Here is a 15,244-nt window from a genome sequence, read left to right as displayed (position 1 = left end):
TCAAAAATAAAACATATCTCTTTATTCAGGGAATTATTTCTTTTATTTGAATTTCATAAAATACTCCTCACTCACATGAAAATCAAGTTCGCAATAGTCATTACAGTTGCTTTATTTACCTTCCAACCCGTAATAATGGCTCAAACAATAGATGCTTTTATTGAAAAAGTATATCCGGAGCTAGATGCTTTGTACAAACACTTGCATCAAAATCCGGAGTTGTCCCTTCAGGAAAAAGAAACTTCTGCCAGAATAGCCCAGGAATTGAGGAAAATAGGCTATGAAGTTACCGAAGGTATCGGAGGCTATGGCGTTGTTGGCCTGTTGAAAAATGGGCCTGGGCCTGTGCTTTTGATTAGAACAGATATGGATGCTTTACCCATGGAAGAAAAGACAGAGCTGCCCTATGCATCCACCAAAAAAGGGATAGGCAACGATGGCAAGGAAACCTATATAGCCCATTCTTGTGGACATGATATCCATATGTCTGTCTTTATCGGTACAGCTAAGTTGATGATGGAATACAAAGACAGTTGGCGTGGAACGCTGCTTATGGTCGGGCAACCCGCAGAAGAGAATGGTATGGGCGCCTGGAACATGCTGAATGATGGACTTTATGAAAGATTTCCCCATCCGGATTATGCCATTGCCTTACATGATGATCCTTTTTTACCTGCTGGAACGGTGGGTTACAAGAGTGGTGCATTAATGGCTGGAGTGGATATGATGAATGTGACAGTCTATGGAGAAGGTGCTCATGGGGCTGCGCCACATAAAGGCATAGATCCCATCGTATTGAGTGCCCAGATGATCCAGGCTTACCAAACCATTGTAAGTAGAAGGCTGGCTCCTACCGAACCTGCTGTAGTGACCGTAGGTTCCATTCATGGAGGCACTGTCCATAACATCATACCTGATGAGGTGACCATGCAACTTACCCTGCGGTCTTATTCTCCGGAGACTAGAGAGGAACTGATCAGCAGTGTCAAAAGGATCAGTGAATTCTATGCAAAAGCTGCTGGGCTTTCTGAAAGTAAAATGCCCAGCTACTGGATAAGGGAGCCTCATACGCCAGCTTTGATCAATGATGATCAGTTGACCCAACAAATGGTTGAAGTCTTTAAGAACAACATTGGAGAGGACAAAGTTGTAGCTGTAGAAGCACAAATGATTGGAGAGGATTTCAGCCGCTTTGGCTTGCAGGAAAGAGCTATTCCTATCAGCATGTTTTACTTGGGAGCCAATGATCCAGAATTTTTAGAAAAAGCCAAAAAAGAAGGCCTGGATATTCCAGGGCTGCATAGTCCCTATTTCGCCCCGGTGCCTGAACCTACCATCAAGACAGGAGTAAAAGCCATGGGATTGTTTGCCATGGACATTTTAAAGAATCGTGAAGTCATGATGGAGGAAAAGCGATAAAATAATATTGGGATTATAAAAGCTTTACACAGGCTTAACCGAATGTAATTTTAAACAAAATACCTTTGCAATGTAAATTTTCTTCATAGGTATAGATTATCTTAAAGAAGGGAGGGTTTTTCTTCCCTTTTTTTATTGCTTTCGCTTGATCACGTAATTTTTTATGGGAAACTCCATAACGGCTTTATCCAACTCCCCATTGACATAATAAAACCGGTTTTTATTTCCATTGACATTCACCTCATAATAATCTTTAACTTTTTTGATGGGTGAAGGCAGCCCATAAGCTTCTGCCATGAATTCCTGTGCTTGGCTTGGTTCTTCAAAATAAAATACCGCTGCACTGTAATAAAATGGTCGTTGAATGGCCGTATCCAACTCGTGTTTATAGTTGCTGGACTGAATTTTATATTGGTCTCCTGTCCATCGAATGTTACTTTCAAAATCTCCCCTATTGGTTTTGGAAGTCATTTTGGCATTAATCAGTTGCCTTCCTTGATATACAGCATGGGTAAGATAATCGAGGTTAATTTTTCCAAAAAACCAAAAACTTACCTGGCTTTTTAATTCGTATTGCGTCTGACTTCCATTCCGCTCTTTTTTTGCGACCATTTCACCTATGGAAATTCCTGCAATGGAAACATCATATTTAATGACGTCCTGCGCTCCCACATTGGACATGATCAAGAAAAATACAAGGGTCAATATTCCCAAATTTTTATACATACTGAACATTCAAATGGTAATGAATTACAAAGTTACCCAAAGCAGATAAGCTTTAGGACATATTATGACTAATAATAAACAAAATTCCCAAAAGGTCACATGGTGATAAAGCCCTATTTAAAGATAATTCATCAACCAAATTTTTAATTACTAAAAACTCACTTGCAATGGAGATCCATTGCAAGTTTTTTAATTTTTTGAACAAATATCCCTTGAATTTTTATTGCTTCTCACTTCTTTTTTCTACTTTTCAAACAACAACCATACAATCATCTTATCTATTTCTTTGAGTATGCCTATTTATTCTGTCATTACTGGATCAGGAAAATACATTCCAGATATCGTGGTCAAAAATAATGATTTTCTGAAACGAAATTTTGTAAATGAAAAAGGAGAAAGTATTCCCAAAGCCAATGAGGAAATTATCAGAAAATTTCAGGAAATAACAGACATTAAAGAGAGACGATACCTCAGCCCCCAATACAATACCTCAGATATGGGTTTTTTCGCTGCTCAAAAAGCGATTGAATCCTCGGGAATTGATCCTGAAACCCTAGATTATATCATCGTTGCGCACAACTTTGGAGATATTCTACATAACAACCAAAAGTCCGACCTGGTACCTGCATTGGCATCCAGGGTCAAGCATCATTTGAAAATTCAAAACCCGGACTGTGTGGCCTATGACCTGCCCTTTGGTTGCCCGGGCTGGGTACAGGGAGTCATTCAAGCCGATTACTACATTAAATCAGGAGATGCAAAAAGGGTCCTGGTCATTGGTGCTGAAAACCTGTCCAGAATTGCTGACCCACATGATATTGATAGCATGATTTATTCGGATGGTGCAGGTGCAGTAATTGTTGAAGCCAGAGAAAGCGAGGATCCCCAGGGCATTATTTGTCATAAAACACGTTCAGATACCTATTCTGAGGCCCATTTTTTGAAAATGGATATTTCTTATCATCCCCAGTTTGAGGACAATACCCTCTTCATGAAAATGAATGGAAGAAAATTATATGAATATGCATTGAATACAGTTCCCAAACTGGTCGTTGAGACAATAAAAAAAGCAGGGATTGGTATCCATGATGTTAAGAAAGTCCTTATCCATCAAGCCAATGCTAAAATGGATGAAGCCATCCTCCAAAGGGTCTTTAAATTATTTGGAGCAGATAATATCAATTCTGAAGAAGTAATGCCTATGACCATATCTAAATTGGGAAACAACTCTGTGGCCACCGTACCGATTTTGTACGATATGATAGTCAGAGGAGAAATGCCTGATCACGAATTCCATTCCGGGGATTACTTGGTTTTTGCCTCTGTAGGTGCTGGAATGAATGTGAATGCTTTTGTGTATAAGGTGCCTTAATTATTATGTACCAAGGACGAAGTACAAAGTACCACGTATGTAACCTGTAATCTGTAACTATTATGACATTAAAGCTATTGTCGTTACTTAGTACATGACACATGGTACATGGTACAAGGTTAATAGTACTTGGTACAAATTTTTTAAGCCTAAACTTACACAAAAATCCTCCCTACCAAATAGGTTACCGCTTTTCCACCAATTGCCACCCTGTCACCTTGCAGCTTACAACTGAGTTTACCACCTCTGCCCGACAATTGTTCGGCAGTAAGAATCCCTTTCCCTAATTTCCCTGCCCAAATTGGAATAAGGGTGGTGTGGGCAGAACCGGTTACAGGGTCCTCAGCAACACCTACCTGAGGACCAAAGAAACGGGACACGAAATCCACTGATTGCCCAGGGGCAGTGGCTATGACTCCCCTAGCTGGAATATTGGCAATCTTGGAAAGGTCAAATTGAAGGGACCTGATATCTTCCTCTTTTTCAAAAACCAAAACCACATCGGACTTTCCTCTGTAAGCCTGAAGTGCGGAAGGGATAAAGCAATCCAGCAAATCAGTGGTTAATTGAATTTCTTTGACATCATCCACGGGAAAGTCAAGAATCAAATCATCTCCCTCCTTGGAAACTTTCAATATTCCCGATCGATCGGAGTAAAAAGTAATAGCTTCTCCTTCAAAGCCTTCATGCTGAAATAAAACATGGGCAGTGGCTAAAGTGGCATGGCCGCAAAGATCCACCTCAACCGTTGGGGTAAACCAGCGCAACAGATACCTTTCGCCTTCTTGGACATAAAAAGCGGTTTCGGAGAGGTTATTTTCCATAGCAATTTGCTGCAGGATTTCATCAGGAAGCCATTGTTCCAAAGGAACCACAGCAGCAGGATTCCCTCCAAAAACTTTATCTGTGAAAGCGTCTACTTGATAGATTTTTAATTCCATAAATTTTTATACCATCTTTTTAACTTAGCAAGATCAATCGAACTTATAAAGTAGTTCGAATAAGAGAAAAGCCTGACAATCAATTTACTAGATCATCAGGCTTAAACAAAAGCTTTTTAAGAAAACTTACTGCACGTCCTTTAGCAGCTCTTCCACTGCTTTTTCCAATTGCTGATCTACACCTTGATCAATTTTTCCTGGCATATTCTTTACCTGGAACTGAGGCTTGGTTTCATTATTTTCCATCCATTCTCCTGCCATATTTTTAGCAGAAATCGGGACAATGCCCCATCTTCCCCCATCAGGCAGCAATTCCCATCCGGCAAATGAGCAGGTACCTGGAGTCGGCATCCCAACAGTCTTACCGATTTTTAGGTCTGTATAGCCACAGGCAAAGCAATGACCATCAGAGTAGTTGCCCTCATTGAACATGGCCAAAGTAGGTTTGGTCCATCGGAATGTAGGTTCATAACCCACATCCCTATCCTCAGTGGCATAAGTGATAAACTTCTCCCCTGTAAAAAACATAGCCAAATCTGCTACCAAATCCCCTCCACCATTAAAGCGGGTATCCACTATAACCCCCTCTCGGTCATGGTATTTGCCCATCATTTCTTCATAAGTGGTCCTGTAAGGGCCATCAGACATGCCGGGAATATGCACATAGCCCAGTTTTCCATCACTGAGTTTATCTACTTCTTCCTGGTTTTTTCTGACCCATCGCTTGTACAACAACTGATTCTCCTGAGCCAGGGTAATCGGTTTTACTTTCACCTGTTTACGGGTATTGGTTTTAGGGTCCAAAACCTCCAATAGCGTAAATTTATCGGCTTTTCTATTGAGGAACTGTGCCACATCCTTGTCCAAAGTGATGCTTTCTCCATCAATTTTCTCAATAAGCATTCCAGCAGTCAGACCTAAGTTTGATTTGTCCAATGGGCCATCTTTGATGATTTCAGCAATTTTTATCCCCTCTGCCTTGTGTGAATAATCCATGAAAATACCCAAGGAGGCGGTTGCATCAGCCTGAGGAATACTTCTACTGAATCTTGCCCCAGCATGGGAAACGTTCAGCTCACCGATCATTTCCGAAACCATTTCAGCAAATTCGTAACTGTTTCCAATGGAAGGGAGATACTTTTGGTAATCTTCCGTCAAAGCATCCCAGTCTACCCCATGGAAATCTGAGGTATAAAACGCTCCCTTGGTCCTGATTTTGATATGCTCAAACATGTGCTTTCTTTCCTCATCAGTATCCAAAGTCATTTCACCGGCAATTTTGATAGGCTCCCTCTTGCTACCATCATTGGTGATTTTCGAAATGCCTCCATCTGCCAATAAGTAAAGGTTTTTCATTTCCTTGTCCCACTCCATCCTTCCAAAACCGGCATCCAGCTTAAGTTCCATTTTGGTTTCCTTGGTCCTAAGGTTGGTACTCCATAGATTAAACCCTTTCTCAAATCGGGCCAGATAATAGAGTTTTTCTCCCTCCTTGTCCAAAACAGCATCTCCTAAACTGGAAGAATGAATGGTCAACTTGGCTTTTCTGTCCCTTAAGTCTTCCCAGTCTATCTTTAGGTCCTCTACCTTCTTCTCCTCCTTTTTATCGTCTTTCTTTTCCTCACCATTTTTTGCCGCTTTCTCTATTTCCTTTTGCAAATCAAAGTCTTCTTTGCTCAATTGAAACTTTTCAAAAGCCTCTTTGGTAAAGAACAATGCAAAAACGTCATTTTGTGAACCTCCACTAGTGGCGAAACCCTTCAATCCATCCCTATTACTGAACCAGATCATTTGTTTGCCCGAATTGACCCATTTAGGTCTGCTGTCTCCATAGCCGCTTTTGGTAAGGTTTTCCATGGGCCTTTTCCCTGTAGCATCCAAAAGCACCACCTCTCCATTGGCCATGGTCGGCCTAAACTCCGCCAACAACCACTTGCTATCAGGACTCCAGGTAAAATATTTGTCCCCATCCTGCATGTGGAAAAACTCATCGGGCGTCATCAAAGTCACGGTAGTCTTGCTTGCCAAATCAAGCACTTTGAGCGTACGTCTTCCTTCCACATAGGCTAATTTTTTGCCATCTGGGGAAAGTTCTGGCAGGTAATTGTCGTGCTCATTGCTCACCAAAACTTCTTCTTTCAAAAGCGTACTGGCAAAGAAAAAGGGTTCTTCTTTTTCCCTTACCCTTTTGGTCTGGAAAATCTGCCATTTGCCATCCCTTTCAGAGGCATAAAGAATAGATTTCCCATCAGGGGCAAACTGCACAAAACGTTCCTGTTGAGGGGTATTGGTAATGCGTTTGGTCATGGCACCATCTACTGAGGTGACAAAAACCTCTCCCCTGGCTATAAAGGCAATTTCTTTTCCATCCGGTGAAATGGACATTTCCCTTACGCCTCCATTGATACTGATAAAACTATCTGGGTTTTTGATGCCCTGGGTTCTGACTTCAATGGCTACTTTCTGGGGATTTTCTCCCTCTTTCAGCGTATAGATCTCGCCATCATAAGAGAAACTCATCAAGCCACTATTGGCTATGGTAAGAAATCTTACCGGAAATTTTTCCAGCGCTGACAGGGCTACATTTTGCTCAGGATTGGACAAATCCATTTTGAACACGTTGAAACTGCCCTTGGCCTCACTGAGGTAATAAATGGATTTTTCATCAGGCGAAAAAACCGGGTTTCTGTTTTCACCATAAAACTTGGTCAATTGGGTATGGACTTTTGTTTCGGCATCATAGACCCAAACATCCCTTGCTATAGCGGATTGGTGCTTTTTCCTCCATTCATTTTCCCCTCCCTTCTTGTCATGGTAAACCATCTTTTTACCATCCTTACTAACTTGAACGTATTCCGCTGGAATGGTCCAGACCTGGTCAACCCTACCTCCTTTCACAGGTACTTTATAGAGTTCTGGCTGGGATCCTGTTGGATATTGTCTATGTTCTGCCAAATCCTGACGCACACCACCAAAAATCACATCTTGGTCATCCGCCGAAAAGCTGTATGGCATTTCATCATTGGAATGATAGGTTAATCTGTTGGCATTTCCCCCCTCGGCGTCCATGATGAAGACATCAAAATTGCCGTACCTGTCAGAGGCAAAGGCGATTTTCTTCCCATCTTTACTCCAAACAGGCATGAAATCATGGGCTTCATGAAAAGTAAGCTGTGTAGCCCTTCCTCCTGTGGCAGAGACCTTATATAGATCCCCTTTGAAGGTAAATACAATTTGGGTTCCGTCCGGTGAAATGGCAGGATACCTCAACCACTTGGGCTGATCATTTGCCCAGCTAACAGCGGTGAGGATTGAAAACAAGAAAACAGTTAAAGAAGATTTTATCAATCGCATAGTATCAACATAAATTTAACCCCCTAAAATACCAAAAAACTTCAGAGCTGCATGATAAAAATTCACCATTGGAAACTAAAGGTGCTTATTGGCTTGATCCATGGATTATATTTGTAATGAGTTAAACAGAATTTTACTCAAAAATAAATGGTTGAGGGGTGAAGCAGAGCAAAAATATCAAAATGGCCAGCCAGGCAATCACTTTTCTACCCTGATTCATTTCTCTGGTCCCACTCACCTCAGGATGTTCAATACCCATCACCCTGCCCAATAAAAAGGCAAAAAGTAACCACCCGGAATAACCTTCCAAAGTTGGGAAAATAAAATTCAGGCCATATTGCAAGGCAGCTATCAGTAAAATAATGGTCCATTTGGTATCATTGGTAAGTCTCACCTTTCTATAGAGAATATAAAGAAAACCAATGTACAAAGGTATTCTGATCAGTAGCTGGCTGATGTCTTGATAGGGATTGATAATACCCAAGCCCGCATAAAACACAAAAGCGGTAAAGAAGACCAGAGAAATCAGTTGATGTTGCTTAGGAAATAAACCAAAAATCACATGTCCCCCATCGAGTTGCCCGATGGGCAACAAATTCAGCGCAGTGAAGAACAGTGCGAGGTAGCCAGCAAATAGAAAGGGAAAATGTATCACCTCATACATATTGGGCATTCTTTCAGGGTCAGCCAATCCTTTTTCCATGAGAAAAAAGAGGAAATTATAGCCCAGTCTCAAATTGATATAACCTTCTTCTTCAGCATGGCCTTTAAAATCAGGGTCCAAATACTCAGGATGGATTTGATAAATGTAATCTGCTTCCGGAAGATGGGTAAATCCATACCAAAGCACCGCGAAAGCAACAATAAAACCCGCTAATGGACCAGCTACCCCAATATCAAAAAACTTTCGCCTGCTGTTGACAAAACTTTTCATTTGGATGATTGCGCCAAAAGTCCCAATAGATGGTGCTCCCAAAAAGCCCAGCCACCCAGGAATAAAATAAGGCAAGGAGGATTTGACCTTATGTCGTATAGAAGTCAATAAATGCCCCATCTCATGGACAAAAAGAATACCGATAAAAGGGATGGAAAACTGCATGGATTTAATAAAATATTCCCAGTCTAAAGCCCTTTCATCTTTTCCTAAAATAGATTTGCCATAAAGCCACTCCCCACCTGCCAAGGTTGTGGCCAGGACCGTCAGTACCAACAATAAGCAGTGTACAAAATACTCCTTGGGTTTATACATGAAAATAATTTTACTTTATGTAAGTCCAAAAAACGCTACCAGTCCTTTGGGATGGGTGATGTGGTGTACTTGCAAACCAACGTTTTTAGCTCCCTTAATGTTTGCCTCCAAATCGTCAAAGAATAGGACTTTACGCGCAGGAAGCTTAATCACATCCAATACTGCCTCATAAATGGCTTCATCTGGTTTGGCCAATCCCATTTCATGACTCAGGAAGGCATGATGACAAAGTTCATGGACAGATTTTTCACCATGCTGTTTTTGTAGGATTTCACCCATTTTATCAATGTGGATGGCATTGGTATTGCTTAGAATCCCTGTACCAAAATCTGTTTTTAGCCTATTGACCAAATCAATCCTTTCTTGGGGTATAACTCTCAAAAGGCTGTTCCAAACATGGTCAATTTGATCATCTGTCCAATCTTCCTGATATAGCCTCCTGACCTCATTTCGGAATTCAGCTGAACTGATCAGGCCCTTTTCGTAATCTTTATGAAACTGGGAGGGGAAAAATTGCGAAGTGAGGTTATGCTTGTGTTCAGGGAGTATTTTTTTCAACTCATTGATACTGAAATCATAATCAATATCGATGATAACATTGCCTAAATCGAATATAAAAAAATCAACATTCTGGGGTATTTTCATGAATTTTCAAGTTGCTTATTTAAATCCAAATATGTAACATTGCAGTCCCATTTGCAAGGCTGTTTAGTAATAAAAAGTTTTGTAGAAGTCGGGTCTATAACTCAGTTGGTTAGAGTATCTGACTCCCCTGATAGCTATCGGGGCAGGGGGTCACTGGAAATATTGAAAATAGTTTGGGCCTATAGCTCAGTCGGTTAGAGCATCTGACTCATAATCAGGGGGTCCCTGGTTCGAGCCCAGGTGGGCCCACTCCCAAGCCGCTTAGATTTTCTAAGCGGTTTTTTTTATTTTTATGACATGGGAAAATCTTTTGTATATGTTCTTTATTCCAAAAAGCTAGACCGGTTTTATACCGAAGTATAGAATAAGTTTTTTGTAAAATTTGTTTTCTATTAGTGAACTTTTATATAGATTTAAGCGTGTTTAATATCATCACAAGGAAAACTATCTTGGAATATGCTGAAAAATACCCAGCTGCGTCCAATGCCTTATTTGAGTGGTACCATGAAATTTTAAGATCTGAATTTAACAATTTCAATGAACTCAAAGCGAAATATGGAAATTCCAGCTTGGTGGGCGATAATCGGGTAGTTTTCAATATTATGGGTAACAAATTCAGATTGGTCGTCCGAATTGTATTTGATTTTAGAGTAATACAAATCAAATGGTTTGGAACCCATAAAGAATATGATAAAATAGATGTAAATACCGTATCCTACAAAAAATAGCATAATGGAGCTTAATGTTATAAAATCTGATGAACAATACGAACTATACCTTGACTGGGTCAATGAAATGTTTGATAAAGGAGTAGAACCAAATTCAGTTGAAGGGAAAAAGGTAGAAGTTGCCCTTGTTCTAATTAAAGATTATGAGGATAAAAATTTCCCCATTCCCCTACCAGATCCAATCGATGCCATCAAAATTAAAATGGAAGAACTGGGAATAAAAAACAAAGACCTTGTAGGCAAAGTGGGAAGCAAAAGCTATATCTCCATGATTTTGAATAGGAAAAAACCCCTTACCTTGGATCTAGCTAAAATATTCCATAAAGAATTGAATATACCAGCAGAAGTTTTGCTCTCCTGAAAAAATTCTTTTGAAACAAAAGCTGCGTTCTTGCTATATCTTAGCCAACGAAATGTTTTTAAATAGAGACAAAACTTGGCAAACCAAAATTTTATGTCAGAAGATCAAAAACAACTGCTGGAAAGCCAGCTCTGGAATATCGCCAATGTCCTCCGGGGCAAAGTCAGTGCAGACGATTACCGCGATTACATCCTGGGCTTTATATTTTACAAATACCTGTCTGAGCGACAGTACCTCTACGCCAACGACCTGCTTGAAACAGAGGAAGTGAAGGACTACCTCCAACTTACTGACCCCGAACTGCTGGACGCTATCAAGGAAGAGTCCTTGCAACACTTGGGTTACTTCCTGAAACCCGAGGAACTCTTCGAATCCATGACGGCCAAGGGCAATGCCTCCACCGAGACGGACAGCAATTACATCCTGGAAGACCTGAAAGCCGTGCTCAACCACATCGAGCAAAGCACCATGGGTACGGACTCCGAAGAAGACTTCAACGACCTCTTTTCTGACATTGATCTCAGTTCCAGCAAAATCGGACGTACCCCCAAAGCCCGAAACGAAGTGGTGGTCCAAATTCTCAACCACCTGAGCAAAATCGACTTCAAGTTGCAGGACATCGAGTCGGACGTTTTGGGAGATGCCTACGAATACCTGATCGGCAAGTTTGCCGCAGGTGCAGGCAAAACCGCCGGGGAATTCTACACCCCACAGCAGGTGTCCAAGATCCTTGCCAAGATCGTGACCACTGGTAAAGACAAACTCAAATCCGTATATGACCCCACGACGGGTTCAGGTTCCCTCCTGCTCCGGGTGGCCAAAGAAGTGGAGGTCAGCGAGTTTTTCGGGCAGGAACTCACCCGTACCACCTACAACCTGGCCCGCATGAACATGATCCTACATGGAATCCATTACCGCAGGTTCAACATCGCACAGGAAGACACGCTGATGCACCCACAGCATCTGGATTATAGATTTGAAGCCGTGGTGGCCAACCCACCTTTTTCCGCCCACTGGAAAGGAGACGACCATCCCTTGTACCATACCGATGAGCGCTTCTCCCAATACGGAAGACTGGCCCCCAAGACCAAGGCCGACTTTGCCTTTATGCAGCACATGCTGTACCAACTGGCGGAAAACGGCATTATGGCCAGCGTTTTCCCTCACGGAGTGCTTTTCCGTGGAGGTGCAGAAGGACAGATCAGGGAGTACATGATCAAAGAGATGAACGTCCTTGATGCCGTGATCGGACTACCTGCCAACATCTTCTACGGCACCACCATCCCGACCTGTATTGTGGTGCTGAAAAAATGCCGGGAGCAGGACGACAATGTGGTCTTTATCGATGCCAGCGGAGAGGGTAATTACATCAAGGTCGGCAATCAAAATGAGCTGCGGGAAGAAGATGTGGACAAAATCGTGCAGACCTACCGCGAGCGCAAAACCATCGACAAATACAGTTACGTGGCATCTTTAGCAGAAATCGCTGAAAACGACTACAACCTCAACATCCCCCGCTATGTGGACACCTTTGAGGAAGAAGAGCCTGTGGATCTTGACGCCACCGCTGCTGAGATACAGCAACTGGACGCAGCACTGAAAAGCAACGATGCGGTACTGAAAGCATTTTGTGAGGAATTGGGAATTAAAGCGCCGTTTTAGATTAGACCTGCCATGTTTTGAAAACCTAGCAGGTCTTTGTCTGAGTTCCTGCAAATATAAAAACCTGTATTTGCAGAAAATTAATTAAGTGCAAATATAAACACCTATATTTGCAGATATTGAATTTTGTGCAAATATGATAAGTTATACTTGCAGCAAAACATAGGGAATGAAAGATATCAAGAACTTCAAAGCAGGTACTTGGCTAAAACAGATCGAATACAGGAGTTTTAGCCCAAATCTCATCCATGAGTCATGGGTGCTGAGTGACCCTGCTATCTTGACATTATTGAGCCAGGCTGACAGGAATTTGGGCAAGTTGGATGCTTTTTCTGACCTGGTGCCTGACATTGATTTCTTTATCAAAATGCACGTCACGAAGGAAGCTACTGTGTCGAGTAAAATCGAAGGAACACAGACTTCATTTCAAGAGGCCTTGGCCAAAGAAGAAGACCTGGATCCGGAGCGTAGGGATGACTGGCAGGAGGTGCATGCTTATATAGAAGCCATGAACCAGGCCATTCAGGATATGGAGAAGCTGCCTATTTATACCCGTCTGATCCGAAAGACACATGCTGTGCTTCTTGATGGGGTTAGAGGACAAGAGAAGCTGCCGGGAGAATTCCGCAACAGCCAAAACTGGATCGGACCTAGCTTAAAGCATGCGGTATTTGTCCCTCCTGTGCACACGGAAGTGCATGCGCTGATGAGTGATCTCGAAAAATTTATCCATGATGATCAGCTGCAAATCCCTCATCTGGTAAAGATTGCTATGGTCCACTATCAGTTTGAAACTATCCACCCCTTCTTGGATGGCAATGGACGGGTAGGAAGGCTCTTGATTACCTTGTATCTATTAGACAAAGGGCTGCTAAAATATCCTACCTTATACCTCTCCGATTACTTTGAACGCAACAGGAGGGATTATTATGACAACCTGATGCGGGTACGGGAAAAAGATGCCATGGGAGAATGGATCGCCTTTTTCCTAAAGGGGGTGATCGAGACCACCGCATCCGGGATCCGTACCTTTCAGGAAATCATCAGCTTGAGGGAAAAATATGAGTTTCAGGAACTGATCAAGCTGGGCAAGAAACAGGGAGATGCCAAGCGCTTGATTACAGCGCTGTACAGACAGCCCATCGTGGATGTAGGGCAAGTGGAAAAGATGCTCGATGTGCACAACTCAACAGCCAACCGAATGATCCGTGACTTCCAGGAACTGGGGATTTTGGAGGAGCTCACCGGATTCAAACGCAATAGGATTTTTGCATTTAAAGAATATATCAATTTGTTTCGATAGGAATATGAAGACGTACAGAATAGTGAGCTGCAATACAAGTCCTGTCAGGTTTTGGAAACCTGACAGGACTACACTTGGGATAAGCTTATGGGAGGAATTGGGAATTAAAACGCCGTTTTGATGAAAAAAGAACAAGTTCTAAATCCCAAACTCAGGTTTCCCAAATTTGAACTTATGTGGAAGCAGGTCCGACTTGAAAATGTCTTCGAAGAGTTCAGAAGTGGAAACGGAATCACCTCTCAACAGATTTCTGAAGTTGGAGAGTACCCTGTATACGGAGGGAATGGACTTCGTGGATACACAGATTCCTTTACGCACTCAGGGGAATATTTGCTTGTGGGAAGACAGGGGGCTTTGTGCGGAAACATAAAGCTTGTAAATGGTCATAATTATATTTCAGAGCATGCAATTGCTGGGCAAGCAAATGGTGAAAATTCTACTAAGTGGCTTGCATACAAGCTTGATTACATGAATCTGAACAAATTGTCTGAATCTTCTGCGCAACCTGGTTTATCCGTGAATAAACTGCTTCGCCTTAAGCTTGTTGTCCCCTCCCTACCCGAGCAGCAAAAGATCGCGTCATTCCTTTCAGCGGTGGACGAGCGGATCGAGTTGCTGGAGCGAAAGAAGGAAAAGCTGGAAGCCTACAAAAAGGGCGTGATGCAGCAGCTGTTCAGCCAGCAGATCCGTTTCAAGCAGGATGATGGGAGTGAGTTTCCGGATTGGGAGGAGAAGCGGTTGGGGGAGGTAGTGAAAGTTCAAGGTGGATTTGCCTTCAAAAGCGAAAAATTTAAACAAACAGGGATTCCTGTGATAAGAATTTCGAACATATCAAACAATAATAACTTCATTGAAACAGAAAACCTTGTATTCTATGACACAATTAAAAACGACGTGAATTTCACAATTAACAAAGGGGATCTATTAATTGCAATGTCTGGGGCAACCACAGGAAAATCCAGCATTTACAATCTAAACGATAAAGCGTACTTGAATCAGCGTGTTGGTCTGTTCAAAAGAAAATCAAAATCTCTTTGTTATGCATTTTTAATTCAATTCGTGTTTTCCACCATGTTTAAAAATCAGCTGAAATCATTATTGGTGGCAGGAGCACAGCCAAACATAAGTTCATCTGATATTGAAAGTATCAAAATATCTTTACCAGAATTTGAAGAACAGGAAAAAATCGCAGTTTTCCTGAACACCATTGACCAAAACCTTGAATCGCTTGACAGCCAAATCCAGGGCTTGCGCACTTGGAAGAAGGGGCTGTTGCAGCAGATGTTTGTTTGAATTCTGTATAGGTTATAATTAAAGCAACCACGTTTTCCCGAAATTCCTCCAAACCCCGGCAGGGGTTCAATCCCGAAAGGGCATTAGCCCCGAGTCGCTACTCGGGGTATTCAGACTTGCCTATGCGGGAAGCCATCCAAGGCGTGAGGGTAAACCCTACCAATAAACTCGTCATGGTGGAGGTAATGACG

The 15,244-nt window shown here is 42.1% G+C and carries 12 protein-coding genes and 1 tRNA gene; 8 read left to right on the top strand and 5 right to left on the bottom strand.

Translation table 11 applies throughout. The features are described 5' to 3' along the window. The first annotated feature begins 75 nt into the window (after positions 1 to 75). The gene (locus B879_RS14320) at positions 76 to 1,419 is read left to right on the top strand and encodes an amidohydrolase (protein ID WP_009185912.1); all 1,344 of its coding nucleotides are present in this window, start codon (positions 76 to 78) and stop codon (positions 1,417 to 1,419) included. Between the two features lie 132 nt (positions 1,420 to 1,551). Here B879_RS14320 and B879_RS14315 read toward each other — a convergent pair whose 3' ends face one another. Next, complete coding sequence (locus B879_RS14315) at positions 1,552 to 2,145, bottom strand: DUF6134 family protein (RefSeq protein WP_238542144.1); 594 nt, start codon at positions 2,143 to 2,145, stop codon at positions 1,552 to 1,554. Between the two features lie 292 nt (positions 2,146 to 2,437). On the opposite strand from B879_RS14315, the gene B879_RS14310 reads away from it, so the two are divergent. Continuing rightward, positions 2,438 to 3,517, top strand: a complete 1,080-nt coding sequence (locus tag B879_RS14310; protein ID WP_009185910.1) for a 3-oxoacyl-ACP synthase III family protein — start codon at positions 2,438 to 2,440, stop codon at positions 3,515 to 3,517. Positions 3,518 to 3,672: 155 nt separating this feature from the next. Here the strand turns inward: B879_RS14310 and B879_RS14305 are convergent, their stop codons facing one another. From B879_RS14305 to B879_RS14290, 4 genes are all read right to left on the bottom strand, one after another. Next, on the bottom strand, positions 3,673 to 4,458 hold the full coding sequence (locus tag B879_RS14305) for a PhzF family phenazine biosynthesis protein (RefSeq protein ID WP_009185909.1): 786 nt from the start codon (positions 4,456 to 4,458) through the stop codon (positions 3,673 to 3,675). Positions 4,459 to 4,584: 126 nt separating this feature from the next. Further along, positions 4,585 to 7,812 carry a S41 family peptidase gene (locus B879_RS14300; protein WP_009185908.1) on the bottom strand — a complete coding sequence of 1,076 codons (3,228 nt, stop codon included), beginning with the start codon at positions 7,810 to 7,812 and terminating at the stop codon, positions 4,585 to 4,587. A gap of 133 nt (positions 7,813 to 7,945) precedes the next feature. Then, positions 7,946 to 9,061, bottom strand: a complete 1,116-nt coding sequence (locus B879_RS14295) for a site-2 protease family protein (RefSeq protein WP_009185907.1) — start codon at positions 9,059 to 9,061, stop codon at positions 7,946 to 7,948. Positions 9,062 to 9,076: 15 nt separating this feature from the next. After that, positions 9,077 to 9,706 (bottom strand): HAD family hydrolase, encoded by a 630-nt coding sequence (locus tag B879_RS14290; RefSeq protein ID WP_009185906.1) that lies wholly within the window; start codon positions 9,704 to 9,706, stop codon positions 9,077 to 9,079. A gap of 175 nt (positions 9,707 to 9,881) precedes the next feature. Here B879_RS14290 and B879_RS14285 point away from each other — a divergent pair. The 6 genes from B879_RS14285 (at position 9,882) to B879_RS14260 (ending at position 15,053) form a co-directional block, all read left to right on the top strand. Beyond that, positions 9,882 to 9,955 (top strand) — tRNA-Ile (locus B879_RS14285). 170 nt (positions 9,956 to 10,125) lie between these two features. Next, complete coding sequence (locus B879_RS14280) at positions 10,126 to 10,434, top strand: type II toxin-antitoxin system HigB family toxin (RefSeq protein ID WP_040400789.1); 309 nt, start codon at positions 10,126 to 10,128, stop codon at positions 10,432 to 10,434. Between the two features lie 4 nt (positions 10,435 to 10,438). Further along, positions 10,439 to 10,795, top strand: a complete 357-nt coding sequence (locus tag B879_RS14275; RefSeq protein ID WP_009185904.1) for a helix-turn-helix domain-containing protein — start codon at positions 10,439 to 10,441, stop codon at positions 10,793 to 10,795. A gap of 93 nt (positions 10,796 to 10,888) precedes the next feature. Further along, a complete protein-coding gene (locus tag B879_RS14270) occupies positions 10,889 to 12,457 on the top strand; it encodes a type I restriction-modification system subunit M (RefSeq protein ID WP_009185903.1) in 1,569 nt (522 codons plus the stop codon). Positions 12,458 to 12,626: 169 nt separating this feature from the next. Further along, positions 12,627 to 13,760, top strand: a complete 1,134-nt coding sequence (locus B879_RS14265; protein ID WP_009185902.1) for a Fic family protein — start codon at positions 12,627 to 12,629, stop codon at positions 13,758 to 13,760. Positions 13,761 to 13,880: 120 nt separating this feature from the next. Continuing rightward, a complete protein-coding gene (locus B879_RS14260) occupies positions 13,881 to 15,053 on the top strand; it encodes a restriction endonuclease subunit S (protein WP_009185901.1) in 1,173 nt (390 codons plus the stop codon). The last annotated feature ends 191 nt before the right edge of the window (positions 15,054 to 15,244 follow it).

Source organism: Cecembia lonarensis LW9, from assembly GCF_000298295.1.
Taxonomy (GTDB): Bacteria; Bacteroidota; Bacteroidia; order Cytophagales; family Cyclobacteriaceae; genus Cecembia; species Cecembia lonarensis.
The sequence above is the reverse complement of the archived record's forward strand: the minus strand, read 5'-3'. Positions and strand labels throughout refer to the sequence as shown.